21 protein-coding genes are annotated in these 21,335 nt (G+C 54.2%); 10 read left to right on the top strand and 11 right to left on the bottom strand.

Features of this window, described 5'->3' with window-relative positions; genetic code table 11:
* The first annotated feature begins 105 nt into the window (after nucleotides 1-105).
* Entirely contained in the window at nucleotides 106-1,065 is a 960-nt protein-coding gene (locus D7S44_RS17245; protein ID WP_120456909.1) for a sensor domain-containing diguanylate cyclase, read from the top strand.
* Nucleotides 1,066-1,223: 158 nt separating this feature from the next.
* Here D7S44_RS17245 and D7S44_RS17250 read toward each other — a convergent pair whose 3' ends face one another.
* Nucleotides 1,224-2,087, bottom strand: a complete 864-nt coding sequence (locus tag D7S44_RS17250; RefSeq protein WP_120456911.1) for an SDR family oxidoreductase — start codon at nucleotides 2,085-2,087, stop codon at nucleotides 1,224-1,226.
* Nucleotides 2,088-2,196: 109 nt separating this feature from the next.
* Here D7S44_RS17250 and D7S44_RS17255 point away from each other — a divergent pair, with 109 nt between their 5' ends.
* Nucleotides 2,197-3,072 carry a LysR family transcriptional regulator gene (locus D7S44_RS17255; RefSeq protein WP_120456913.1) on the top strand — a complete coding sequence of 292 codons (876 nt, stop codon included), beginning with the start codon at nucleotides 2,197-2,199 and terminating at the stop codon, nucleotides 3,070-3,072.
* A gap of 859 nt (nucleotides 3,073-3,931) precedes the next feature.
* Complete coding sequence (locus D7S44_RS17260) at nucleotides 3,932-4,933, top strand: Kdo(2)-lipid IV(A) acyltransferase (protein WP_120456915.1); 1,002 nt, start codon at nucleotides 3,932-3,934, stop codon at nucleotides 4,931-4,933.
* Nucleotides 4,934-5,010: 77 nt separating this feature from the next.
* Here the strand turns inward: D7S44_RS17260 and D7S44_RS17265 are convergent, their stop codons facing one another.
* Genes D7S44_RS17265 through budA form a run of 3 tightly spaced genes read right to left on the bottom strand, consistent with a single transcriptional unit; the run spans nucleotide 5,011 to nucleotide 8,285 of the window.
* Nucleotides 5,011-5,784 (bottom strand): (S)-acetoin forming diacetyl reductase, encoded by a 774-nt coding sequence (locus tag D7S44_RS17265; protein ID WP_120456917.1) that lies wholly within the window; start codon nucleotides 5,782-5,784, stop codon nucleotides 5,011-5,013.
* Between the two features lie 24 nt (nucleotides 5,785-5,808).
* Nucleotides 5,809-7,488 (bottom strand): acetolactate synthase AlsS, encoded by a 1,680-nt coding sequence (alsS, locus tag D7S44_RS17270; RefSeq protein WP_120456919.1) that lies wholly within the window; start codon nucleotides 7,486-7,488, stop codon nucleotides 5,809-5,811.
* Between the two features lie 14 nt (nucleotides 7,489-7,502).
* Entirely contained in the window at nucleotides 7,503-8,285 is a 783-nt protein-coding gene (budA, locus tag D7S44_RS17275; protein WP_120456921.1) for an acetolactate decarboxylase, read from the bottom strand.
* 104 nt (nucleotides 8,286-8,389) lie between these two features.
* Here budA and D7S44_RS17280 point away from each other — a divergent pair, with 104 nt between their 5' ends.
* The 4 genes from D7S44_RS17280 (at nucleotide 8,390) to D7S44_RS17295 (ending at nucleotide 10,868) form a co-directional block, all read left to right on the top strand.
* Nucleotides 8,390-9,313: a LysR family transcriptional regulator gene (locus D7S44_RS17280; RefSeq protein ID WP_120456922.1), complete on the top strand. Its 924-nt coding sequence runs from the start codon at nucleotides 8,390-8,392 to the stop codon at nucleotides 9,311-9,313.
* Nucleotides 9,314-9,453: 140 nt separating this feature from the next.
* On the top strand, nucleotides 9,454-9,777 hold the full coding sequence (locus D7S44_RS17285) for an antibiotic biosynthesis monooxygenase family protein (RefSeq protein WP_120456924.1): 324 nt from the start codon (nucleotides 9,454-9,456) through the stop codon (nucleotides 9,775-9,777).
* Complete coding sequence (locus tag D7S44_RS17290) at nucleotides 9,770-10,177, top strand: amino acid-binding protein (RefSeq protein WP_120456926.1); 408 nt, start codon at nucleotides 9,770-9,772, stop codon at nucleotides 10,175-10,177. The genes D7S44_RS17285 and D7S44_RS17290 overlap by 8 nt, the downstream gene beginning before the upstream one ends.
* A complete protein-coding gene (locus D7S44_RS17295; RefSeq protein WP_120456928.1) occupies nucleotides 10,158-10,868 on the top strand; it encodes an ArsR/SmtB family transcription factor in 711 nt (236 codons plus the stop codon). Before D7S44_RS17290 ends, D7S44_RS17295 begins: the two co-directional genes overlap by 20 nt.
* Nucleotides 10,869-10,910: 42 nt before the next feature.
* On the opposite strand, the gene D7S44_RS17300 is transcribed toward D7S44_RS17295, so the two are convergent.
* Together D7S44_RS17300 and D7S44_RS17305 are read right to left on the bottom strand one after the other, a co-directional pair.
* Nucleotides 10,911-11,555: a carboxymuconolactone decarboxylase family protein gene (locus D7S44_RS17300; RefSeq protein WP_240629488.1), complete on the bottom strand. Its 645-nt coding sequence runs from the start codon at nucleotides 11,553-11,555 to the stop codon at nucleotides 10,911-10,913.
* Between the two features lie 115 nt (nucleotides 11,556-11,670).
* Nucleotides 11,671-12,069, bottom strand: a complete 399-nt coding sequence (locus D7S44_RS17305; RefSeq protein ID WP_240629497.1) for a (R)-mandelonitrile lyase — start codon at nucleotides 12,067-12,069, stop codon at nucleotides 11,671-11,673.
* A 219-nt stretch (nucleotides 12,070-12,288) separates the two neighbouring features.
* Here D7S44_RS17305 and D7S44_RS17310 point away from each other — a divergent pair, with 219 nt between their 5' ends.
* Nucleotides 12,289-13,185 (top strand): LysR family transcriptional regulator, encoded by an 897-nt coding sequence (locus D7S44_RS17310; protein WP_120456932.1) that lies wholly within the window; start codon nucleotides 12,289-12,291, stop codon nucleotides 13,183-13,185.
* Nucleotides 13,186-13,455: 270 nt separating this feature from the next.
* On the opposite strand, the gene D7S44_RS17315 is transcribed toward D7S44_RS17310, so the two are convergent.
* Nucleotides 13,456-14,487, bottom strand: a complete 1,032-nt coding sequence (locus tag D7S44_RS17315; protein WP_120456934.1) for a tyrosine-type recombinase/integrase — start codon at nucleotides 14,485-14,487, stop codon at nucleotides 13,456-13,458.
* Between the two features lie 1,294 nt (nucleotides 14,488-15,781).
* On the opposite strand from D7S44_RS17315, the gene D7S44_RS17320 reads away from it, so the two are divergent.
* Complete coding sequence (locus tag D7S44_RS17320) at nucleotides 15,782-16,993, top strand: MFS transporter (protein WP_120456936.1); 1,212 nt, start codon at nucleotides 15,782-15,784, stop codon at nucleotides 16,991-16,993.
* Complete coding sequence (locus D7S44_RS17325) at nucleotides 16,990-17,160, top strand: DUF2256 domain-containing protein (RefSeq protein WP_120456938.1); 171 nt, start codon at nucleotides 16,990-16,992, stop codon at nucleotides 17,158-17,160. The genes D7S44_RS17320 and D7S44_RS17325 overlap by 4 nt, the downstream gene beginning before the upstream one ends.
* A gap of 127 nt (nucleotides 17,161-17,287) precedes the next feature.
* Here the strand turns inward: D7S44_RS17325 and D7S44_RS17330 are convergent, their stop codons facing one another.
* The 4 genes from D7S44_RS17330 to D7S44_RS17345 all read right to left on the bottom strand — a co-directional run bounded on the left by D7S44_RS17330 (nucleotide 17,288) and on the right by D7S44_RS17345 (nucleotide 21,236).
* Nucleotides 17,288-17,800 carry a DUF3156 family protein gene (locus D7S44_RS17330; RefSeq protein ID WP_120456940.1) on the bottom strand — a complete coding sequence of 171 codons (513 nt, stop codon included), beginning with the start codon at nucleotides 17,798-17,800 and terminating at the stop codon, nucleotides 17,288-17,290.
* A gap of 5 nt (nucleotides 17,801-17,805) precedes the next feature.
* Nucleotides 17,806-19,299, bottom strand: coding sequence for an APC family permease (locus tag D7S44_RS17335; RefSeq protein ID WP_120456942.1), 1,494 nt, complete (start codon nucleotides 19,297-19,299; stop codon nucleotides 17,806-17,808).
* 250 nt (nucleotides 19,300-19,549) lie between these two features.
* Complete coding sequence (locus tag D7S44_RS17340) at nucleotides 19,550-19,918, bottom strand: cupin domain-containing protein (RefSeq protein WP_120456944.1); 369 nt, start codon at nucleotides 19,916-19,918, stop codon at nucleotides 19,550-19,552.
* A gap of 16 nt (nucleotides 19,919-19,934) precedes the next feature.
* A complete protein-coding gene (locus D7S44_RS17345) occupies nucleotides 19,935-21,236 on the bottom strand; it encodes an NAD(P)/FAD-dependent oxidoreductase (protein ID WP_120456946.1) in 1,302 nt (433 codons plus the stop codon).
* Nucleotides 21,237-21,335 lie beyond the last annotated feature (99 nt).

Genomic DNA, 21,335 nt, shown 5'->3' on the forward strand with positions numbered 1-21,335 from the left:
GCGCTTTTGCTTTCTGTACTCCTGGGTTTGAAAAGAAGTTTTGTTTGTCAAAATAGCGCTGTTCGACAAAACAATGTGCGTATCACTGATGATGTTGAGGTAAACATGAAATTCCCTGGTATTCCGGAAAATGAAGAAGAACGACTGAAGTCGGTCTATATGATCGACCTGCTCGATACCAGGGATGATGAACGCTTTGAAAGGCTAACGCGCATCGGACAAAAACTGTTTCAGGTACCGATAGCGGCGATTAACCTTCTTGACCGCGATCGTCAGTGGACGCTGGCCTGCCAGGGACTCAGCGGGCGTGAAATGAAACGTGACATCTCTTTTTGTGGCCATGCGATTCTGCAAAAAGAACCGCTTATCATAAGCGATGCGCGCCTTGATGAACGCTTCCACGACAACCCGCTGGTAACGGGCGAGCCGTTTATTCGGTTCTATGCCGGTTATCCGGTTCACTTGCCAGACGGTTCGGTAGCAGGGACATTATGCCTGGTTAACAGCGAGCCTCGCGTTTTCACCGAACAGGATATCGCTTCGCTGAAAGATTTAGCCTTCATCGTGGAAGATGAGTTTCAGATCATTAATATGGCCATGACCGACAGCCTGACTGATATTCCTAACCGACGCGGTTTCTACCACAGCGGTGAAAAGCGATTCAGCGAGTTTCAGCAAAGCGACAAGGCACTAAGCATTCTCTATTTTGACCTTGATAAGTTCAAACCTATTAACGATATGTGGGGACATGCTGAGGGCGATGAGGTGCTGAAAGTTTTTTCGGCTCAGCTGCGAAAACTGCTGGGGCCAAAAGATATTGTTGGACGGCTTGGGGGCGATGAATTTGCCGTATTACTTGCCAGCGGCAACGAGCCTGCGACGTTCCTGAACAGGCTGCGCGAAAGCCTTAATGCTTTTAATCAGCATACCAGCAAGCCTTACAATATTAACTATTCCTACGGGGTTATCAGCGCCAGCCCCGGCAAATATGCCTCGCTGAATGAGATGATCAAAGAGAGCGACAGCGTAATGTATTCCGAAAAGCGCAGAAAAAAACTGGGCTAGCTTTTTAAGGTTGCCGGTTCGCAGACAAAGAGGCCAGCGACATCCTTGTCTGCCGTCTTAACTAACAGACAGGAATCGCTCTGCTCCAGATAAGCGATCCCTGTCCTGTCACCAGAAAAAGGGGATGAGGCTATCCCGCTATCGATTGCCGTACCCTATCAGCCAGCAAGCATGACGGCGAACTCCCGGTATGAGCGCAGCGGACGTCCGAGTAAAGTAACCAGACGCTCGCGGTCACCCTCCTGGGGAATCATGCCTTCGCTGACAAAACGCTCGGCCATCAGTCGCATCTCATACGCCATCCATGTCGGCATGAAGCCCGCCATATTCGCTTCAAACGCGTCAGGATTGTCGCCGCCGTAGACAACTGACCGACCCAGCACGTCAGCCCATACTGCGGCTGCCTGGGTGCCGGTCAGCGTGTCGGGTCCGACAAGGTTAATCGTCTCAAGCGGTAATTTTCCAGCGGCCTGCTCACGCCGTATCAGCTCGATAGCGGCGACCTCAGCGATATCGCGCGCGTCTACCATAGCAAGCCCCACATTACCGATGGGCATAGGGTAAATGCCATGATCCACTATGACCTCCCTGATCATGATTTCATTATCGATAAAATAGGTAGGGCGCAAAATGGTGGCGCTAAAGTCCATCGCCTTAAGCATCCGTTCCGCCCCGGATTTAACAGCGAAGTGAGGGACATTCACAGCACTTTCAGCGTCAAAAACCGAGAGGTAGACGACCCGCTCAATGCCGCACTCCCGGGCGATGTTCAGGGTGATGATCGCCTGCGTGAATTCATCGGCTGACACCGCGTTCAGCAGAAAGAGGGTGCTGATGCCAGAGAACGCGGCGCGCAGCGAACCGATATCGAGCAAATCTCCCTGAATAACGTTTACGCCCGCTGGAAAGCCAGCATGGGCAGGATCGCGGGTCAGAACGCGGAAATCGGCGTCGCGGCTGATAAGCTGATCGACGACATGGCGGCCGACGCGGCCGGTGGCTCCGGTAACAAGGATGGTCATGATGTTTACTCCATGGTGAGTGGGTTGGTGTAAACAAACCTTACTCCGTCCCATTTTGTTCGAATAGCCGCTATTATCGTGACAGATAGTTCCACAAATGAGACAGGCTATGGACCTCAACGCTTTAAAAGATTTTCACTTGATTGCGACATCGGGGGGAATTGGCGCAGCCAGCCGCGCCAGTGGAAGGCCGAAGGCGACGCTGTCGCGTCGGCTGGCTGAGCTGGAAGAGGCATTAGGTGTACGCCTGATTGAACGAGGCAGTCGCAGGCTTGAAATCACCGAAGCGGGGCAGCTGCTACTGTCCCGCACCATCGGTCCGGTCAGTGAAATTGACGAAGCGGTTACGCTGGTACAGGAAGGTTCCGCTAAGCCCAGGGGACATCTTCGTATTGCGGCCCCCGTACTGTTTTCACAGGTTGCCCTGGGGCGGCTTGCGGCCAGATTTTGTGCGATCTATCCAGAAGTGCGGATCGAAGTGGTCTCCGAAGACAGACTCAGCGATCTGGTTGATGAGCATTTTGACATTGCCGTGCGCGTTAACCCGAACAAGGAGAGCACGCTGGTTGGCAGGTGTTTCGCCAGAGACAGATTGATTCTGGCGGCTTCGCCCACGTTCGATATGCCGAAGGCCGACAGCGGGGCGCCCGTTCCTGTTGCGGCAGTCGTTATGCCGTCTTATCAGGATGGAGAGACCTGGACTTTGCATAATGGCCAGATTTGCTTTTCGCCGCAGCCGGTAATGCAGCTTTCTTCGCTGCTGACCGTTCGCGACGCCGTTACAGCGGGCGCCGGCGCGGCGATATTGCCGCAATCCATTATCAGTAGTCAGCTGGAGAGCGGGGAGCTTGTGTCATGGGGGGAAGTCGGCAACCCCACGGAACTCTGGATTCTGCATACCTCTCGCCGTCTGCAGAGCCCTAAGGTAAAGGCCTTTGTCGATTTCATCTGCAAACAATTTCCTGGAGGATGGTTTATTACCTGATATCGCACCTGGATGTATCACAGGTTCAGGTGACAGACCTTTTTAAATTGATCCCGAAGAGGAGATGGCGATGCGGGGCAGGGGAGTCGCTTATGCGTCATTGCGGTAGCGTTATCAAGCGGTATTAATCGCGGTACGGCAAAGCAACTGGCGAAAAAGTAAAAACGGCATCTGCGCTTGAATCCGATGAGGGAAAGTTAAAGCGGCTGTGGTCAGCGAGGAAGAGGGCAGACTTAAATTCAACCCAGGGTGATAAGGAATATCACCTCTCAGAGGGCATGTTTTCCTCCCGCACTCGAACCGTGCAGTCCATTCGTTGCTGTTCTTAGTTACATCATCCTTTTAACTCTTTTGCTTCCTCTCCGAGCACTTATTTAGACATTATGCCCCTTTCTGACAAAAACCTAAAAACCGGAGCTGTACCTGAAGGCCGGTTGCCCCCACTGGACAGCCGTCGCCGCTCGGCCCGCAGGGCCGGTGTTGTTATTACTGACTATTGAATGCTGTAACTAACTTGGGGGGCTGCTGTAAGTCGTGCCGCTGAAAATATTCCTGTCTTCGACCGTACGGGTTCAGTGCGCCTGAAAGCCCGCTATTTAAAGAGGCCTGACAGGATGCATGATCCCTGGCGTTGTCTTTCATCTGCGGTGCATTACCCAACCGCCTTATAAATTATGTTGGCGTTTTACGTTAGCAGCCGAAACGGCTGATAAAGAACTTGCGAATTCGCAATAAAGGATAAAAGTAAGAGGTGCTTATGCCTTTACACTTCGCGCTTCTGAACTAAATCTTATAAATCAACGGCAACAGCATGGTTTAACCATGATTTAAAGCAGAATAGTTAAGGAACAAGCGAGTCATGACCAAATTGCCTCAGTTTTCAGCCGCTTTCTTGCATCCGCGTTACTGGCTTAGCTGGCTGGGAATTGCCGCCCTCTGGAGCCTGGTACAGCTGCCATATCCTCTGCTGTTTAAAACAGGCCACCTTCTTGGACGTTTAGCTTTGCGTATGCTACCGCGTCGGGCAGAGATAGCTCGTCGTAACCTTGCGCTTTGCTTTCCGCAGATGAGTGAGCAAGAACGCGAATCGTTGCTGCTGCGTAATTTTGAATCCGTAGGAATGGGCGTTATCGAAACCGGTATGGCATGGTTCTGGCCTGAATGGCGTGTGCGTAAATGTTTTACCGTCAGCGGGTATGAGCATATGGAAAGGGCGCGTGCACGCGGCCAGGGCGTGGTGCTGATCGGTATGCATTTTCTCACGCTGGAACTGGGTGCCCGCATCTTCGGTATGCTTAACCCCGGCGTGGGCGTCTATCGCCCCAATAACAACGCCCTGCTCGACTGGTTGCAGACGCGAGGCAGGCTACGCTCGAACAAGACGATGCTGGACCGTTATGATCTGAAGGGCATGATCCGCGCGTTAAAACAGAATGAAATCTTGTGGTACGCGCCCGATCACGACTACGGCAAAAACAACAGCGTGTTTGTCCCCTTTTTTGCCGTACCGGATGCCGCAACCACGGCGGGCAGTTACATGCTGGTGAAAAGCGCCAGCCCTGCCGTAATCCCTTTTGTCCCGCGACGTAAAGCTGATGGCATAGGTTATGAGCTGATTATTCTGCCGGATATCGGCGACACGCTGAAAGGCGCGGACAAAGAGACGGTTGCGCGACTGATGAACCAGGCGATTGAAGAGGCGGTGCTGCTGGCACCAGAGCAATATATGTGGCTGCATCGACGCTTTAAAACACGTCCCGAAGGGCAGCCAGAGCTCTATTCGCGGAAAAAACCACGCGTATCGCTGGGTGACCCCCTTCCCGAGCAGACCTTCTCCAGGCACTCAGGCACACAGCTTTAGTGACTAACGATAACGGTCTGCCTGGAAACAGGCAGACCGGCTCAGAAGGAGATTAACTTAACGTAACGCCGCTGGCGTTAATTAAACACCATGCCACCGTCGATTAATAATGACTGTCCGGTCATATAATCGGAGTCAGGTCCCGCCAGGAAAGAGACGCAGGCCGCCACATCTTCTGGTTCAGAAAGCCGTCCCAGCGTAATGCGTTTTGCAAACTCCTGCGTGCCATACCCGGCGGGTTTCCCTGCCGCATCGGAAATCTGCTTATCGATGGCTTCCCACATTGGCGTTTTCACAATGCCGGGGCAAAAGGCATTTACGGTAATACCAGCCGCGGCCAGATCCTTAGCCGCAGTTTGCGTAAGCCCGCGTACAGCGAACTTACTGGAGCTGTAAACCGCCAGCTCTGGATTGCCAACATGACCAGCCTGCGAGCAGGCGTTAATGATCTTCCCGCCATGGTTTTCCGCGGCGAAGGCCTTAATGGCAGCCTGCATACCCCAGATAACGCCCTTAACGTTTACGTTATAGACCTTATCCACCACCTCTTCGGTAATCTCGGTAATCGGCGTAGAAGGGGCAACGCCTGCGTTATTAACAATAACATCGAAGCCGCCCAGCGTTTGCCTGGCTTCTTCCACCGCCTGGAAAACCCGATCGCGCTGGGCGACATCAACCTGCAACGCAACGGCCTTTCCCCCGGCGCTAATAATTTTGTCGGTTATCTGCTGAGCGGTCTCAGCGTTATAATCAGCGACCGCAACGGCAAAGCCATCTTTAGCCAGGCGTAAAGCGATGGCGGCGCCAATGCCTTGTCCAGCGCCGGTAACAAATGCCACTTTGTTTTTCATAATGATATCCTTTTTGATGTTAAATCAAAGCAGTTGACTGAGATGCAACTGTCCCATCAGCAACGGGTTGTCGCTGTAATCGACCGGAACTGCGACCACTGCCGGCCCGTTCACATCCATCGCCTGACGTAACGTCGGCTCCAGCTCTGCCGCGCTGTTTACTGCAAAACCGGCCGCGCCAAACGCCTCGGCATAGGTTTTAAAGTCAACCGGGCCAAAGTTGACGCCAGAAAGGCGCTGATATTTTTTCTCTTCCTGAATGGCGACCATGTTGTAAGCATTATCGACCCAGATAATGTGCAGAATATTGGCTTTCAGCCTGACGGCAGTTTCCAGCTCCATACTGGACTGCAGGAATCCCCCGTCGCCAGAGACAGAAACGACTTTGCGCGAAGGATCGACCAGCCAGGCACCGATCGCCCATGGCAACGCCACACCCATCGTCTGTTGCCCGTTAGAAATCATGATTTGCCGCGCCCGGAAGCTGTAAAGATAACGGGCAATCCAGATATGAAAGCTGCCCATATCCACCGTCAGGCTGACATCATTATTGATAATGTCCTGCATCGCACGGACGATGCGCAGCGGATGCAGCGCAAACTGATTCAGGCTGGCGCCCTGCATCGCCAGTAGCTGCCGTTGCTGTTGACGATCCTCCAGAATTGAGGCGGCAGCGTCGCTGAGCTGCAGCGGCGAAGTGATGCGCGCAGCGATTTTACGTACGGTCTGCGCAATATCGCCGACCAGCTCAGCGTCTGGCTGGTAGCGGTTATCTGTGTCTGCCGGCAGAACATCAATATGCACCAGGCGCGCTTTTCCGCTGTTCCACATTGCCGGTTCATACTCAACCGGGCTGTAGCCAATCGTGATAATCAGGTCAGCCTGCTGGAGCAGCCGGTCTCCTGCCTGGTTATTAAACAGGCCGATACGTCCGGCGAAACGCGAGAAGTGTTCCTGCCTGACTGCGCCAGCGGCCTGATAGGTGCTGGTCACGGGTATGCGGCTTTTCGTCAGCAGCTCATGTATCGCCGCGCTGTTCTCCGGCTGGCTCGCCATCAGGCCCAGCAGGATCACCGGATTTTTTGCCCGCGCGATTTCACGGCTCACAGACTCAATCAGAGCGTCGGGCGCAGCGCCCAGCGTTACGCGCCCTTTGTTTTGCAGCGGCGTGCCGGTTACCGGCTGATCGACAATATCCTGCGGCAGGCTGATAAAAGAGCCGCCCCCACGTCCGTTTTCAGCATGTCGAAACGCATTCGAGATACATTCGGCCAGCGCAGAGGACTCAGTAACCTCGACAGCAAATTTAGTGACCGGACGAAACATCGACACGGTATCCATGCTCTGATGCACCTGTTTGGCGCTGTCCGACCGTTTTACCGCTCCGCCAATTGCCACGACGGGATCGCCTTCGCTGGTGGCTGTAGCCATGCCGGTAACCAGATTCGAACAGCCCGGCCCGGAAGTGACCAGCGCCACGCCGGCGTTGCCAGTCAGTCGGCCGACGGCCGCAGCCATAAAGGCCGCATTGGCTTCATGCCTGACGGGGATAAGCTGAATGGGAGAGTCCAGAAGAGAATCAAACACCTTGTCGATTTTAGCGCCAGGAATGCCAAATACATGATTGACGCCCTGCGCCTCAAGCTGCGCCACCACGAGATCGGCACTGCTGTTCCATTGCGCGTTATTTTTTCGCGTGTTCATCTTTACCTCTCTTGTTAGCTTTCGACAGCCCGAATGGCTTCATCAAGATCGTGGGGATTGAGATCGGCCTGCAAAAAATCCTTGTCCTGCGGCAGATCAATCACCAGCTGGCTGATGGCGCCGAAAGTCAGCGTGCCTTGCTCCAGTACGTAATCGAGAATGTGTCCGCCGCCCTGGCGGTCCTCGGTAATAAAATGTTCGTGGTAGCCCGCTACGTTGATTCCCTGCATATACTGCGGTGTGCGAAAACCAATCAGCTCACCCTCACTCTCACTAAAACTAAACGTAGGCTGATTGCCCAGCACTTCAGGCATGGTGCGATAAGGACGGCACTGACAGGGCACGGTTCGCGTCTCGACAGTGCGGAAGCGGCCGCTGATGCGCAGCGCGCAGAACTGGTTATCTGAGGTGATTTTGCTGTCAATAACGCGGTGCACATCGTCACGCGTTGCGGTTTCGGCAAACTGATGCTGATACTCAGGTTTAAAGAAGGTCATGACGGCAAACGGCGTCTTTTGTTCAGGACGGGCAGGACGCGCGCTGCCATCGGAACGTAACTGATAAACGTTGCTGTCAAAGGCGATCAGCTCGCCATCAAGCTGGTTGAACGTACCCAGGCCAAAATCGCCTTTCCGCAACAGGTCAGAAACCGTGGTAGAGCCGTCGTAAACGCCGTTAAGCAGCGCGCTCATCAGCGATGTCTGATAGATAACTTTTTCTGGTGATTCATCTGCAAGTTTACTGAGGGTCTCTTTTAGCTGATCCTCACATGAACAGTCAGATACAAAATTACACATATGCTGCCTCACAAACCGATAGTTAAGCCGTGTTAATATCATGGTGGGCCAGATAGCTCACAGAATCCAATAGCTAAACCAGTTAACTTTGAGACGTTTTTGATATGGAACTTCGCCATCTACGTTATTTCGTTGCTGTGGCCGAGACGCTGCACTTCACCCGCGCAGCGGAGATGCTTGGCATTTCTCAACCTCCCCTGAGTCAGCAAATTCAGCGTCTGGAGCATGAGATCGGCACGCCTTTGCTGAAGCGACTGACGCGTGGCGTGGAGCTCACCGAGGCGGGTAGCGCTTTTCTGCCTGATGCGATACAGATTGTGCAGCAGGCCGATCTCGCGCTGGAAAAAGCCCGCGGCGTGGCGCGGGGCATAAGTGGACAGATGTCGCTGGGTTTTGCCAGTTCGGTGGCGTTTAGCGAGCCGGTATTCGATCTTATTCGCCGTTTTAAGGCGCGTTATCCCGCGATGGAGCTCATCACGCGGGAAGAGAATATGGCGTTGCTGATGCAGGACTTGCGAGAGGGAATGCTCGATGCGGCCTTTATCCGGCTGCCCTGCGAAAGCAGCAGAGCATTTAACCTGAAGGTGATCGCCACCGAGAGAATGTTAATCGCCTTGCCAGCGGATCATGCCCGCAGCCATCAGCACACCATTGCGCTGTCAGAGCTGTCGGACGAAGCGCTGATCATCTTCCCGCGTGATGTTTCCCCCAGCCTTTATGAACTGATCGTGAGTACCTGTCTGCGCGCGGGATTCAATACGGCGCGATTTCAGCAGGCGCCCCAGATTACCTCTTCCCTCGGCATGGTGGGGGCTAACTGCGGAATCGCGCTGGTGCCTGCATCCATGTGCTGTGTGAACAACCCGCACATTGTCTTTCGCGAGATAGAGAACAATACGCTCTTTACGGATATCGCCTTTGCCTGGCGACGCAGCAATACGGCCAGAACGGTAACGCACTTACTCAAACTGATCCATGAAACGGAGCCAGTGCCATCGGGCGAGGCACAAAAACAGCCGCCTGTTTAGTTTGTTAACGGCTTAAGAAAAGCAGCTTTATGCAGCGCTAACCTTTCTCAGTCAGACAAGCGCATACTTCGGCGCACGCCGAAGCATCGGGCTGTGGCTCACCATAAGCTGAACGGCGTATTTCACACCGGAGACAGCAAATGATTGCCGTAATATTTGAAGCGAATGCCCTTCCTGACGCGCAGGAACGCTACCTGCAGCTTGCCGCGGAGCTGAAGCCTTTATTAGCTGATGCGCCAGGATTTATTTCTGTTGAGCGCTTTCAAAGCCTGAGTACAGCAGGAAAAATATTGTCTCTTTCCTGGTGGGAAGACGAAGATGCCGTGGCGCACTGGAAGCAAAACGTTATGCATCAGGCCGCGCAAAAAGAGGGCAGGGAATCTATTTTCGCCAGCTACAGAATACGGGTCGCCCGCGTGTTCCGCGATTACTCTTCAGATAAGGAAGCGCATCAGCATGTATGATATCCACATCGTTCTGAGCAACAGGCCAGGCGCGCTTGCCTTACTGGGCGGTACGCTGGGGAAAAACGGCATCGGACTTGAAGGCGGCGGCGTTTTTACCACCTCCGACGGTGGACACGCCCATTACCTTGTTGAGGATGGAGAAAAGGCCCGGCTGGTGCTGACGGAAGCGGGATTTGACGTTAAAGCGCTGTGTCGCCCGCTGATCCGAAAACTAGCTCAGGAACGTCCCGGAGAGCTGGGCGAACTCGCTGATGCTCTGGGCCGGAGCGGCATTAATATTCGAGTACAGTATAGCGATCACAGCAACCGGCTCATTCTTCTTACGGATGATGATGTTCGGGCTGCTGAAGTCACCAGAAAATGGGAGACAGTGTCGAATGAGCCTGTTGCAGAGTGAACATGACTCGCTCCCAGAGAGCGGTCTGGAAAAATCGATGTCGCTCGTGGCTGCCGCCCTGTCTGATCCGTCCCGGGTCACTATTCTCTGCGCGCTTATGGATGGACGGGCCTGGACCGCCACCGAGCTCAGCGCGGCAGCCTCTGTTGCCGCTTCGACCACCAGCGGCCATCTTGCGCGGCTGCTCAGCAGCGGGCTGATCATCTGCCTCTCTCAGGGACGTCACCGCTATTACAGCCTGGCCGGGCATCACATTGCCGGACTGCTGGAAAACCTGATGGGCGTATCCACCCACAGCCGCGCTTTGCCACCGCCGCGCACTCCTGAGCATTTACGCTACGCGCGCACCTGCTACGACCACCTTGCCGGCGAACTTGCTGTGAATATTTACGCATTTATGCTGCAGGAAAAGTGGCTGGAGCCTGACGGATCATCTCTTACGTCTGTTGGTAAAACGCAGTTTCATGATTTGGGGGCGGTACTGCATCCTGAAGCAAGGCGCAAAGCCTGTTGTTCATGTCTTGACTGGAGTGAAAGGCGCTTTCATCTGGGAGGAGACGCAGGTCATGCGCTGCTGACATGCTTTCTTCAGCATGCGTGGCTGCTTCGCGTGCCCGGATATCGTGAAGTCACGGTAACGAAAGAAGGTGCAAAGGCGATGCATCGCCTGTTCGGAATCAGTCAGCCCTGAGTAAAGCTGCTGCGCCGCAGACAGCGGCGCAGCATGCTCCTGTTAGCGATCGCGCACCGCGTCCAGCGCACCCTGGAGCCGTTGCGCAGTGCTGTTCTCGCCTCTGCTTTCAAACAGAGGAATAAGCTCTGCGAGCTGCGCATCCGTCAGCCCGACGTTTTTGCTTATGCCCAGGTGCGCTTTCAGCTGCGATTCCACGCCGGTCATGGCCGCCAGCGCAGCAACGGTAGCAAGCTCGCGGCTTTTCCAGTCGAGGTTGTCGCGGCTGAAAATATCGCCGAACAGATGGACCTTCAGATAGTGATCTATCGCAGGCGCGAAATCGAACAGGGCGCCTTTGACCGGGCTGCCTGCGAGGGTTGTCTGGTTCTGCGTTCCGGCCGCCAGCATCTCTTCGGGTTTCGGCAGCGGGCCAGGCGCTCTGCCTTCTGCATCTTTTATGCCCTGTTCCCGACGCGCATCAATGACTTTCATCAACTCAGCCAGCGCATTCAGGCTACGGGGAAAACCAGCATAGGCATAAAGCTGAACCAGGATCTCACGGCAGTCGCTGATGGTCAGACCGGCGTCCAGCGCCTGCTGCAATGCCTGGTGTAGCGCAGGGATATCACCCGTCGCGGCATACGCGGCGATAACCGCCGTCTGCTTTTGCTGCGCGGTAAGAGGATGTTTCTGTTGAATTAGCATGGCGTTACTCTTTATCGAAGCGTGGGTATCGCGCTCTCCGGCAGCGCTGCCGGAATAAACCAGAGCGGCGCATAACACCAGACCGGCAGCTATGCTCCGCTTCATCATTATGCCCTTACGATTTTTCAACGCCGGCATACTGCTCGTCGCTGACCTGCTCCATCCAGTCAACCACTTTGCCTTCCTGCGCTTCAGCAATAGCGATATGCGACATGCTCACTTCTGGCGCGGCGCCATGCCAGTGCTTCACGCCAGCCGGTATCCATACAATATCTCCAGGCCGGATTTCGCGTACCGGCTCTCCCCACTCCTGAACGAGCCCAAGGCCAGCGGTGACAATCAGCGTCTGGCCAAGGGGATGCGTATGCCAGGCTGTGCGGGCAGAAGGCTCAAACGTCACGGTCGCGCCGCCTATACGGGCTGGCTCACTTCCCTGAAACGGAGAGTCAATTCGTACCGTTCCGGTGAAATAGTCAGGCGAACCTTTTACTGAAGGTTTTTCTCCACTTTGCATTACGGTGATCACAGGTGTGTACTCCTTTGAGTGAACGGCGGAACAGGCAAGCGCGAGGGACAGCGCAGCAGCAGCAAGTCTCTTCATACGATCCCCTTTACCAGTAAGTTAAATGGGTCAGGCGCTGGCCTGCCGATGAATAGTCAGTTCAGTTTAGGCTCAGGCGTATTGTTTGATAAGATGGGCAAATATGAACGCCTATGTGCAGGAGATTCACCAATGGCGCATGAAAATCTTAATGACCTGCGCGCCTTTCAAATTGTGGCGCGCGAAAAAAACTTTACCCGCGCTGCAGCTCAGCTTGGCATATCGCGTTCGGGATTAAGCCATGCGATTACGGCGCTGGAGGCGCGGCTCGGCGTCAGATTACTGACGCGCACAACACGCAGCGTTTCACTTACGGAAGCCGGAATGCGTCTGTATAACCGGTTAATGCCAATGCTAAGCGAGCTGGACAGCGAACTGGCGTCTCTGCGCGCGATGGGCGAGAAACCGGCAGGCGCCGTTCGCATTACCGCACACGATCACGCGATCGCCTCTGTGCTCTGGCCACGACTGCAGCCCTTACTGAAGCGATACCCGGACATTCATATCGAGTTAAGCGTGGACTATGCCCTGACGGATATTGTGGCGCAGCAGTTCGACGCTGGCGTCCGGGTCGGCAATGTGGTTGATAAGGATATGATAGCCGTCAGGATCGGACCCGACTTTCATATGGCGGTGGTCGGTTCGCCAGACTATCTGCAGGATAAAAAGATGCCTGAAACACCCGCTGATTTGACCGAGCATCAGTGTATCAATCTGCGGCTTCCTACACGTGGCGGGCTCTATGCATGGGATTTTGAAAAAGAGGGCAAGACATTATCGGTGCGGGTGCAGGGCCAGACCGTTTTTAACAACACCTTCCTTATGCTACAGGCAGCGCTGGATGGAACGGGGCTTGCTTATGTTCCGCTGGATCTTGCGCAGAAGCACATTGAAGCCGGGCAGTTACTCCCCGTTCTAAAAGAGTGGTGGCCGCATTTTCCGGGATACCATCTTTACTATGCAAACCGCCGCCAGATGATGCCTGCGCTTGTAGAGGTCATCAACGCGCTGCGCTTCCGGGAAGCGTAAGCATAGTCTTTCGACAGGACAGAAGGTAAACATGCAGCTTCAGGCGAATTCATCTGAACCATTATGAAAAAATGGGGTCAAATTTGTGAGTTCGTGTGCCTGGAGATATGACTTAAACGCATAGCTCAATCAGGAGCGGGTAAGCCGATGTATTTGCGTATTAATTCATTCCCAAAATAGACTGATTTCCTGTATCAATGCGCAGTTCGTCGCATCTTTTCCCGGAGTTTCACACAGGCTGTCCACTTTTTCTGTGGATAACTAAGCGGCTTATTCTTCATTATTTTCCATCAGATCGACCATTGCTCCCTTGTGAGCTTCCACATAGCGAATGTAGCGCATCAGCGTTTCAGGTTTTTTCCAGGTTCCTTCCTGCATAATCTGCGGTACCGAATAACCTTTACGTGCCAGATCCTGTGCCGCGCCGACGCGTGCGCTGTGACCACTCCAGCGCCGGTAACGGTTTTTGTTTGGCTTCGCAGTAGTGGTATGGCCGGCTGCCTCCCAGGCGCGGGTGAAAATGCTTTTAAGCGCAGGCGTGCTCATCGGTTCGTCGGTCACGACCATCACTTTGCCTGACCGGTGAACCGGGGCAAAGAGAAAGGCATCGAGTTCATGAATTAAGCCCGATGCGACAATCCATTTTGTCAGCACTGCGGATGACTTCGAACCCAGGGCTTTTACCAGGCTGCCGGTATCCAGGATAGTTTTGGTCCATGACCCTTCGAGAATGATGCGGCCATCTTCAGCGCGCATGACATCCCCAACCCGAAAACGTGCCACTTCGCTGATACGCATCAGCGTACTGTAAGCCACATGAAGGAAAGCGAGATCGCGCATATTCTGCAAACTCTGGTTATCCGCCCACGCGGCTTCCACCTTCTGCAAATCACTCAGCCGGAACGGCAGTGCCTGACCGGTGCGCTCGCCGGAGACTACCGCAACGCGATTGATCTTTTTTACCGCTCGCGATACCAGCGGTGAAGTGGAAGGAGGAACCAGCCCCGCGTTACGGTGTAACATCGCTATCAGCGACTGATGCGTGCCAATGGTCGAAGAGGCACGCCCGATCGATTGCAAGTAGCTGAGATAGTCACGCAGATCTTCTGGCGACATGGGCAGCAGAGTACGATTATTGGCCGTTGCCCAGCGATGACAAACGCGCATGACACTCATCAGTTGCCGCCAGGTGTTGGGCGCAAAGGCGTCTTTATCCTGAACAAACTCACGCAGGCGCTGTGTAAGATCGTCATCCGACGGAGAAAGGGGCAGCAGGGCGTTTGTGGCGATGATTCCATCCATATTTGTTTAATTTATTCGCAATTTAATCTTTGATCGCGCTACGTGAATTCTGAGAAAAAAGCAGGGGTAGACTCCTGCAGATTTTACGTAGCGTTGTCATTTTAAAGGGGCGCACGCGCCGTCCAGGATGCCCGGTCATCGATTTCCAGTCCAAAGCATAAGAGTAAACAGCGCCATCAGGGCAGGATCTGGCCCGGATCCGCATGATACCGGGTTTAACAAGGCGTGTCGCTGGGTTTGTATAAGTCTTATTATATAAAGTCAGGATGTAAGGAAGGAAAGATCCGCCGTTAGCGCATCTGTGCTGCCCTTGTTGAGTCCCTGGCTCTGGACGGAGGAGGAGGGCCAGCGTGGCGGTAAAAAAGCAGGTATCCTGCTGCGGCTAAGGGAAAGAGCAGGAACGGGCGACGATACCAGCATGCTCAGATGGTAAGGTTTTATTAATCACTGGCTTCAGATCGTTGATTACGACAAAAAGGGATGGAAGGCGATAGAAATATAAAAATCAAACCCAGAGACGATCCACTAAAATAACCTGATTACACCCCCTCTATATAACTACGTAAAAAACCATAAGAGCACCTGTAGCTACCACTATTTAAAAAACATTGCCATTATAAGCCGGAATGCTTCTAGATTAATTAGAAAACAAATCCGTCATTGTTTATAAAGAATTAAGGGAAAGGTCCAGTCAAGAAGCAGTATTTTCAATACACTACTATATAAAGTCGAACAGGAAAACCATAAATAGCGCCAAATAATTATTAACATAATACATTGAAAATTAAAATAAATATTTACCCATTCCATTCCTGAAGCTTAAAGACAAGCCGGGCCAGAGTTAATAACTCTAATTCGTGGTAAATATGCCACCATCAGCTTCCCCTCGAAGTTGAACGCCTCATTTATTTTTAACCATCAGTAAAGTCAGCGGATGCCGCCCCTTATTAATCATTAGTATCGCAAGCGTCTTTTCTGAAAAATTAACTTAGCCCAGATGCGCTAACACTCTGCTTTGCCAAAATAAACGAATAATCAAAAGGCCTGTTTCCAATGCCATAAAGCAGCGCTAATAAAGCCAAATATAAATAAGCCATACCGAATGCCAGCAAATAAAAGATAAAAAAACCTTTTATAAGCGGCTTCGCGCGGGAGAGCTAACGTCACTGAAGCAACCAGCGGGCCGCTCAGCCGCCAGGAAGAAAGCAGTTTTTCACATAGCGGGATTTAACGTGCCAGGATTAAACGCAGCGGGATACACGCAGATGGGCCTTTATTTATTAACGAGGATTTTATGACGCTGCGATCGCTTCAGGCACTTTGCCTTGTGAATTTTTTTATGGCGGACGTAAGGGATGGGTTAGGCCCTTTTTTAGGCATCTTTCTGACTGAACACCACTGGAGAGCGGACGATATTGGTTGGGTGATGACGGCAGGCGGTCTGGCTGGGCTGGTCGCCACTATCCCTGCGGGGCTGATAACGGATGCGACCCAGTATAAACGACTGCTGCTTATTATCGGTTCGCTTGTCATCACCTTTTCAACGCTGCTGCTCTGGTATTTTCCCGAGCCGTGGGTCACGCTTCTCTCGCAAATCCTGACCGGCCTCTCGGCAGCCTTTATCGCGCCTGTACTCACCGGCATCACGCTTGGCTTAACCGGGCCGGATAAATTCAGCCATCAGATGGGCAGAAACGAAGCCTTTAACCACGGCGGCAATATGTCAGCGGCGATCGCCGCCGGGATTTCCGTCGCCTGGTGGGGCACAGGCGCCGTCTTTGCGTTAATGACCGCTATGGCATTGTGCGCGGCGCTTTCTGTCTTAGCTATCAGGCATCAGGATATCGACAATCGACTCGCCCGTGGCTTAAGCGGTGATGAAACCAGGCTTGTCGTGCCTGAGCTCTCGGTCCTTATTCGCAATCCAGCCGTTATCTTTATCGGGTTAACGCTGCTGCTGTTTCACCTCAGCAATGCCGCTCTGTTGCCCATGCTGAGTATGCATGCGGCAGTTTCACATCACGGCGCGATGCCTGTTGGCGTTTACACTGCCGCGACGGTGGTAATTTCGCAGTGCGTGATGATCCCGGTCGCGCTGTTTGCCGCCAGCCACGCGCAAAAATCAGGATATTCATTACTGATTACGGCAGCGCTACTGGTGTTGCCGGTGCGTGCCGCGCTCGCCTCTGCATACACTGGTCCTTACGCGATGATCCCGGTTCAGGTGCTTGATGGCCTGGCGGCCGGACTGCTGGGCGTGGCGGTACCAGGGTATATCGTTAAGGTGCTGGAGGGAAGCGGACATACCAATGCAGGCCAGGGCATCATTATGCTTATGCAGGGGGTCGGGGCCGCGATGAGTCCGGCGCTGGCGGGCAGCGTTGCAGCCCGTTATTCCTATAGCACGGCTTTCGCAGTGCTGGGCATTATTGCCCTGACGGCGCTAATGATCTGGTGGGCTGCCAGCCGCTTCCACCGGGAGCAGCCTGAGTCCCATCGATCATGAATACCTTTAAAGGGAATAAACAATCGTTGCCGGTACGATACTGTAAGCACTGCAGAAAGCCGATGACCTGGCGAAAGAAATGGGAAAAATGCTGGGATGAAGTGCAGTATTGCTCCGAACGCTGTCGGCGTGAGGCTAAACGGTGCGCGAGTGATATAAAGACGTGATACAGCACCGTCATTTAGCGGCTGAGAACAGATCGCGGGCATCGCGATCTGTTCTTCAGGCGACACAAACCTCTGCAGCGGTGTTTTGCCGCCGGGCTGCTGGGCCGATAAGCGCCAGGCAAGGGCTTCAGGCGGTCATCAGCATAGCGAAGGCGTCGCCGATCATCTTCAGGCTGCTCAGCAACAGCACGCGCTGCGCCTGCTCCAGACGTAAATAACGCCGCAGCGGAGGCATACGGCAAACCACTTCGCTGGCTCCCCAGGGTTCAATAACGCAGTACCAGCCATGCGGATCCACCTCCAGTTTTATGCTGCGATAATCCAGCTCGCCCAGCGTTTCACACAGACGAGGAAACCCGTTCAGCCAGGCTGCTGTCGCCTGCCCGGCAGGCTGACGCGAGCGGAACTGAACAGGACGCCGCCGCAGCCTGCCGGGCTGATGCACATCGATACGAAAGGATGCGGTCTGCGCCGCCGCGCCGCGGCAGCTAAACCGGCTACTGATAATTGAGGCCATAAACAGCCGCCGGGTATGCAACCTGATCGCGACCTGCTGTTGTTTGTCCAGCTGCAACTGGAATCCATCGCTGTCCTGGCTCAGCGGCCAGCCGGCAAGATCGCGCGCGAGGGCGGTCAGCATGATGGCTACACCAGCGAGCGCAGCACATCGGGGACGCCAGCGGCGGGTTCGCCGTGGCGCGCAAATGCGCGGTCCAGCACCTCTTCAACGGCGACCGGCCGGAAAGGATTCACCCGCTGCACCAGCACCGTCCACACCAGCGCATAGGCTGCTGTCACCGCCAGCATAATACCGAAAGGTATCAGAATATCGCTTTTGTGCATGCCCGGCGGGGTGATATTCAGAATAGCGATAATGATACCCACGCTGGAAATGATTTGCGGCAGCGGGAAAAGCGGCGAGCGGTAAGCGCGCGGCAGATCCGGACGACGCAGGCGCAGCAGCACCACCGATAAGGTCACCAGAAGGTAGGCTACACCCCAGGCACATACGGCCGCGAGGATCAGCGGCACAATACGGTCGAGGCTGCCCTGTAAATACCATGCATGCAGACAGGGAATAGCGACCGCAACCGCTATGGCCGCCAGCGGCGTTTTGAAACGCGGATGTAGCCAGGTGAGGAAACGCGGCAACGCCCCGTCCAGCGCCATGCCATAAAGAATACGCGGCACGGCGGCCATCAGCGTATTAATGGTGGCTGCGCCTGCCAGCAGCAGTCCGAAACCGAGCCAGTACTGTCCAAAATCGCCCATAACGCGATGGGCGAAGGCGGGGATAGCCATCGGCGTATCAAGTAGATGCACGCCGTTAGCCGCATCAACCACCACATTTTCCACCTGACGATTGATCGCCGCGCCGTAGAGAAACATGCAGGATGCGACGCCGCACAGACCAAGCGCCATCGCGCGGGGAATGGTGCGATGCGCCTGCTTAATTTCCGGCGCCATCGGCGTCACCAGCTCGCAGCCAACGAACATAAACATCGCCATACCGATATAACCGAACAGCCCTGAAAGATCGTGCAAATCCAGCGTGCTGCCGAACCAGCCAGGCAGGTGCGTTGCTGGCGCCATAAGTATTCCGCACAGGCCGAAAATAGCGAGCGTTGACCACATAATGAATGTCAGCACCACTTCAACCTTGCCAAATATTTCGACGCCGAGCGCATTAAGAAAGCCAAAAATAATGACCAGGCCGACGCCAACCAGCCAGGTGCTGTGATGCGCATCAAGATGAGCGTTAAGCGTCTCAAAGTTCACCAGCGCCATAATTCCTGAAAGGATGGTTTCCGCCGTGCCGGCAAAGATATGCACGATAAGATAGGCGCACAGCGCGCCGACGATAGCGAAGAAACGCCCCATGCCGCATGAAATATAGTCGTAGACCGATCCGGTGGTGGGCATCAGCGTAGCCGCTTCAGAGAAAGTGGTGATTTGCGCCTGCATCATGATAAATGCGATCAGCACCGCTAGCGCGAAGGTATCGCCGCCCATGCCGAAGCCGCTGGTGACGGTCAGGATGACAGGACTTGCCATAATCAACCCGACTGAACTGGCTAAGGTCGTTGGAAAACCCACTACGCCGCGCTCAAGCAGCGACCCAAGTTTGTTATTGTTCATATTTACCCCGGCAATGTAATTAACGGTGATACGCTCATGCTCATTAAAAACAAGCCTGGGGACGGTGGGAAATCGTCCGAAGGGATGAGAGCCAGGCGTTCAACTTACAGTTATTTATTTGTTATCAGCGTGTTGCTTAATTTCTTCGCTGTCATCTCTTTTTCATATGAACGTGATCGTTCGCGCGTTTTAACGCGGCGCGCAGCGGCAAAAGGGCGGGAAAACGGCGGCCAGCAGGCCGCCTGGAGGATTAGCGGGATTCGACATTAGCGAGGTAACACTTCACAAAGCGAGGCGTTAATACTTTCCACAGCACCGTCGTGCCCTGTTCAGCAAACCAGGTGTCACCTTTCTGATAGCGCGTGGTTTCACCGGTGGTTTCGACCGTCAGCTCGACTTCGCCTTCCAGCACCGTAGCCTGTTCAGTAAAGGGATAGGTCATGCTGAAACTGCCTTGCGTTGATGAAAACAGCCCGCAGGAAAAAGCGTCCTGCGGCTCGCCATAAATCATCAGGCCTGCCACCTGTGGATCGCCCTCAATTGGCGTGGCGCCGAGCAGGCTGACGCTACCAATCGGATGCAGTTCGGGAATAGGATCGTTTAACTTTATCGCTTTCATCTTTTTCTCCAGTCGTTTAGCTACGGCCATTCCAGTAGCCAGCGGTTTGATGTAATAACTTGCCCGCCGTGACCAGCATCAGACGCATGCTGTCGCGGCCATGAATACGGGCGTGGGGAATTTTGCTTAGCAGGTCATAGCGCGCAGAGCCGCCGTTAATCCCTTCCGCAAGGACTTTACAAATAATGTGCGACGGCGTGACGCCAAAGCCGGAATAGCCCTGTACGTAAAACACATTGTTATGCTGGCTTAAGGTGCCAATTTGCGGGAACAGGTTGGCGCTGCACGCCATCGGACCGCCCCAGGCGAAGTCGATCTTCACATCGTGCAGATAAGGGAAAACCTGCAACATCAGCGTGCGGTTCCAGGCAGCGAAATCGCGCGGCGTATATTCAACAAAGCGCGTGGCGCTGCCAAACAGCAGACGGTTTTCACGGGTGAGGCGGTAATAGTTGATCACGGGCCGGATATCGCTGAAGGCGCCGCGAATGGGGCTAATGCGCTCCACCAGCGCGTCGGACAGCGGCTCGGTGGCGATCTGATAGGAGTAGGTCACCAGAGTTTTGTTATGGATCTCCGGCTCAAGGTTGTTGAGGAAGCTATCGCACGCCCACAGCAGCTTAGCGGCGCGTACGCTGCCCATCGCGGTGCGGACGCGTACCTGTTTGCCATATTCCACCTCGACGACGGGCGAGGACTCATAAATCTTCACCCCCAGCGAGGTTGCGGCCTGCGCCGAACCGAGCAGCATATTGAGGGAGTGGATCTGTCCTCCTCCCATATGCTTAAGCGCCGCGCAGTAGACGTCCGAACCAATTACCTTGTGGACGTCGCTGCCGGTGTAAAGCGCAATATCCTGATCGGGCTCGGCGGATTTAAACTCCTTTTCCCACTGGCGCAGGGTCTTTTCCTGTCGCTTGTTATAGGCGAGATAGCCGTAGCCGGGTACAAAATCCGCATCGATCTGGTACTTTTTAATACGCTCGCGAATGATGCCCGCGCCCATATTCGCCATGGCAAACAGCGATGCCATCCCCTCTTTGCCGACATGCTTTTTCACCGCCTCGATATCGTGGCCGATACCCGCCATCACCTGGCCGCCATTGCGGCCTGTGCCGCCGTAGCCGAGGTGGCGCGCTTCCAGGATGACCACGCGGGTAATGCCCTGTTCCGCCAGTTCCAGCGCGGTATTAACGCCAGAGAAGCCGCCGCCAATGATCACCACATCCGCGTCGATATCTTCAGTCAATGCCGGAAAATGCAGATGATATTTTTTCGTGGCGCCGTAATAATTCAGCGCATCAATTTTGATGTTCATCCTCGTACCCTGTCTGAATGTCAAACCGGTTGAGATAACACCACGTTGCGCAGAACAGGCACTATCGCCCATAAGAAGGAGGAGGGATGACTGGCACTG

The organism is Pantoea piersonii, from assembly GCF_003612015.1.
GTDB lineage: Bacteria > Pseudomonadota > Gammaproteobacteria > Enterobacterales > Enterobacteriaceae > Pantoea > Pantoea piersonii.

Bases quoted from the DNA above. Each gene is read 5' to 3' on its own strand.
- D7S44_RS17340 (WP_120456944.1), bottom strand. From the start codon at position 19,918: ATGAAAGCGATAAAGTTAAACGATCCTATTCCCGAACTGCATCCGATT.
- D7S44_RS17250 (WP_120456911.1), bottom strand. From the start codon at position 2,087: ATGACCATCCTTGTTACCGGAGCCACCGGCCGCGTCGGCCGCCATGTC.
- D7S44_RS17285 (WP_120456924.1), top strand. From the start codon at position 9,454: ATGATTGCCGTAATATTTGAAGCGAATGCCCTTCCTGACGCGCAGGAA.
- D7S44_RS17300 (WP_240629488.1), bottom strand. From the start codon at position 11,555: ATGCTAATTCAACAGAAACATCCTCTTACCGCGCAGCAAAAGCAGACG.
- D7S44_RS17345 (WP_120456946.1), bottom strand. From the start codon at position 21,236: ATGAACATCAAAATTGATGCGCTGAATTATTACGGCGCCACGAAAAAA.
- D7S44_RS17320 (WP_120456936.1), top strand. From the start codon at position 15,782: ATGACGCTGCGATCGCTTCAGGCACTTTGCCTTGTGAATTTTTTTATG.
- D7S44_RS17260 (WP_120456915.1), top strand. From the start codon at position 3,932: ATGACCAAATTGCCTCAGTTTTCAGCCGCTTTCTTGCATCCGCGTTAC.
- D7S44_RS17265 (WP_120456917.1), bottom strand. From the start codon at position 5,784: ATGAAAAACAAAGTGGCATTTGTTACCGGCGCTGGACAAGGCATTGGC.
- D7S44_RS17305 (WP_240629497.1), bottom strand. From the start codon at position 12,069: ATGCAAAGTGGAGAAAAACCTTCAGTAAAAGGTTCGCCTGACTATTTC.
- D7S44_RS17330 (WP_120456940.1), bottom strand. From the start codon at position 17,800: ATGCTGACCGCCCTCGCGCGCGATCTTGCCGGCTGGCCGCTGAGCCAG.
- D7S44_RS17310 (WP_120456932.1), top strand. From the start codon at position 12,289: ATGGCGCATGAAAATCTTAATGACCTGCGCGCCTTTCAAATTGTGGCG.
- D7S44_RS17245 (WP_120456909.1), top strand. From the start codon at position 106: ATGAAATTCCCTGGTATTCCGGAAAATGAAGAAGAACGACTGAAGTCG.
- alsS (WP_120456919.1), bottom strand. From the start codon at position 7,488: ATGAACACGCGAAAAAATAACGCGCAATGGAACAGCAGTGCCGATCTC.
- D7S44_RS17280 (WP_120456922.1), top strand. From the start codon at position 8,390: ATGGAACTTCGCCATCTACGTTATTTCGTTGCTGTGGCCGAGACGCTG.
- D7S44_RS17325 (WP_120456938.1), top strand. From the start codon at position 16,990: ATGAATACCTTTAAAGGGAATAAACAATCGTTGCCGGTACGATACTGT.
- D7S44_RS17295 (WP_120456928.1), top strand. From the start codon at position 10,158: ATGAGCCTGTTGCAGAGTGAACATGACTCGCTCCCAGAGAGCGGTCTG.
- budA (WP_120456921.1), bottom strand. From the start codon at position 8,285: ATGTGTAATTTTGTATCTGACTGTTCATGTGAGGATCAGCTAAAAGAG.
- D7S44_RS17315 (WP_120456934.1), bottom strand. From the start codon at position 14,487: ATGGATGGAATCATCGCCACAAACGCCCTGCTGCCCCTTTCTCCGTCG.
- D7S44_RS17255 (WP_120456913.1), top strand. From the start codon at position 2,197: ATGGACCTCAACGCTTTAAAAGATTTTCACTTGATTGCGACATCGGGG.
- D7S44_RS17335 (WP_120456942.1), bottom strand. From the start codon at position 19,299: ATGAACAATAACAAACTTGGGTCGCTGCTTGAGCGCGGCGTAGTGGGT.
- D7S44_RS17290 (WP_120456926.1), top strand. From the start codon at position 9,770: ATGTATGATATCCACATCGTTCTGAGCAACAGGCCAGGCGCGCTTGCC.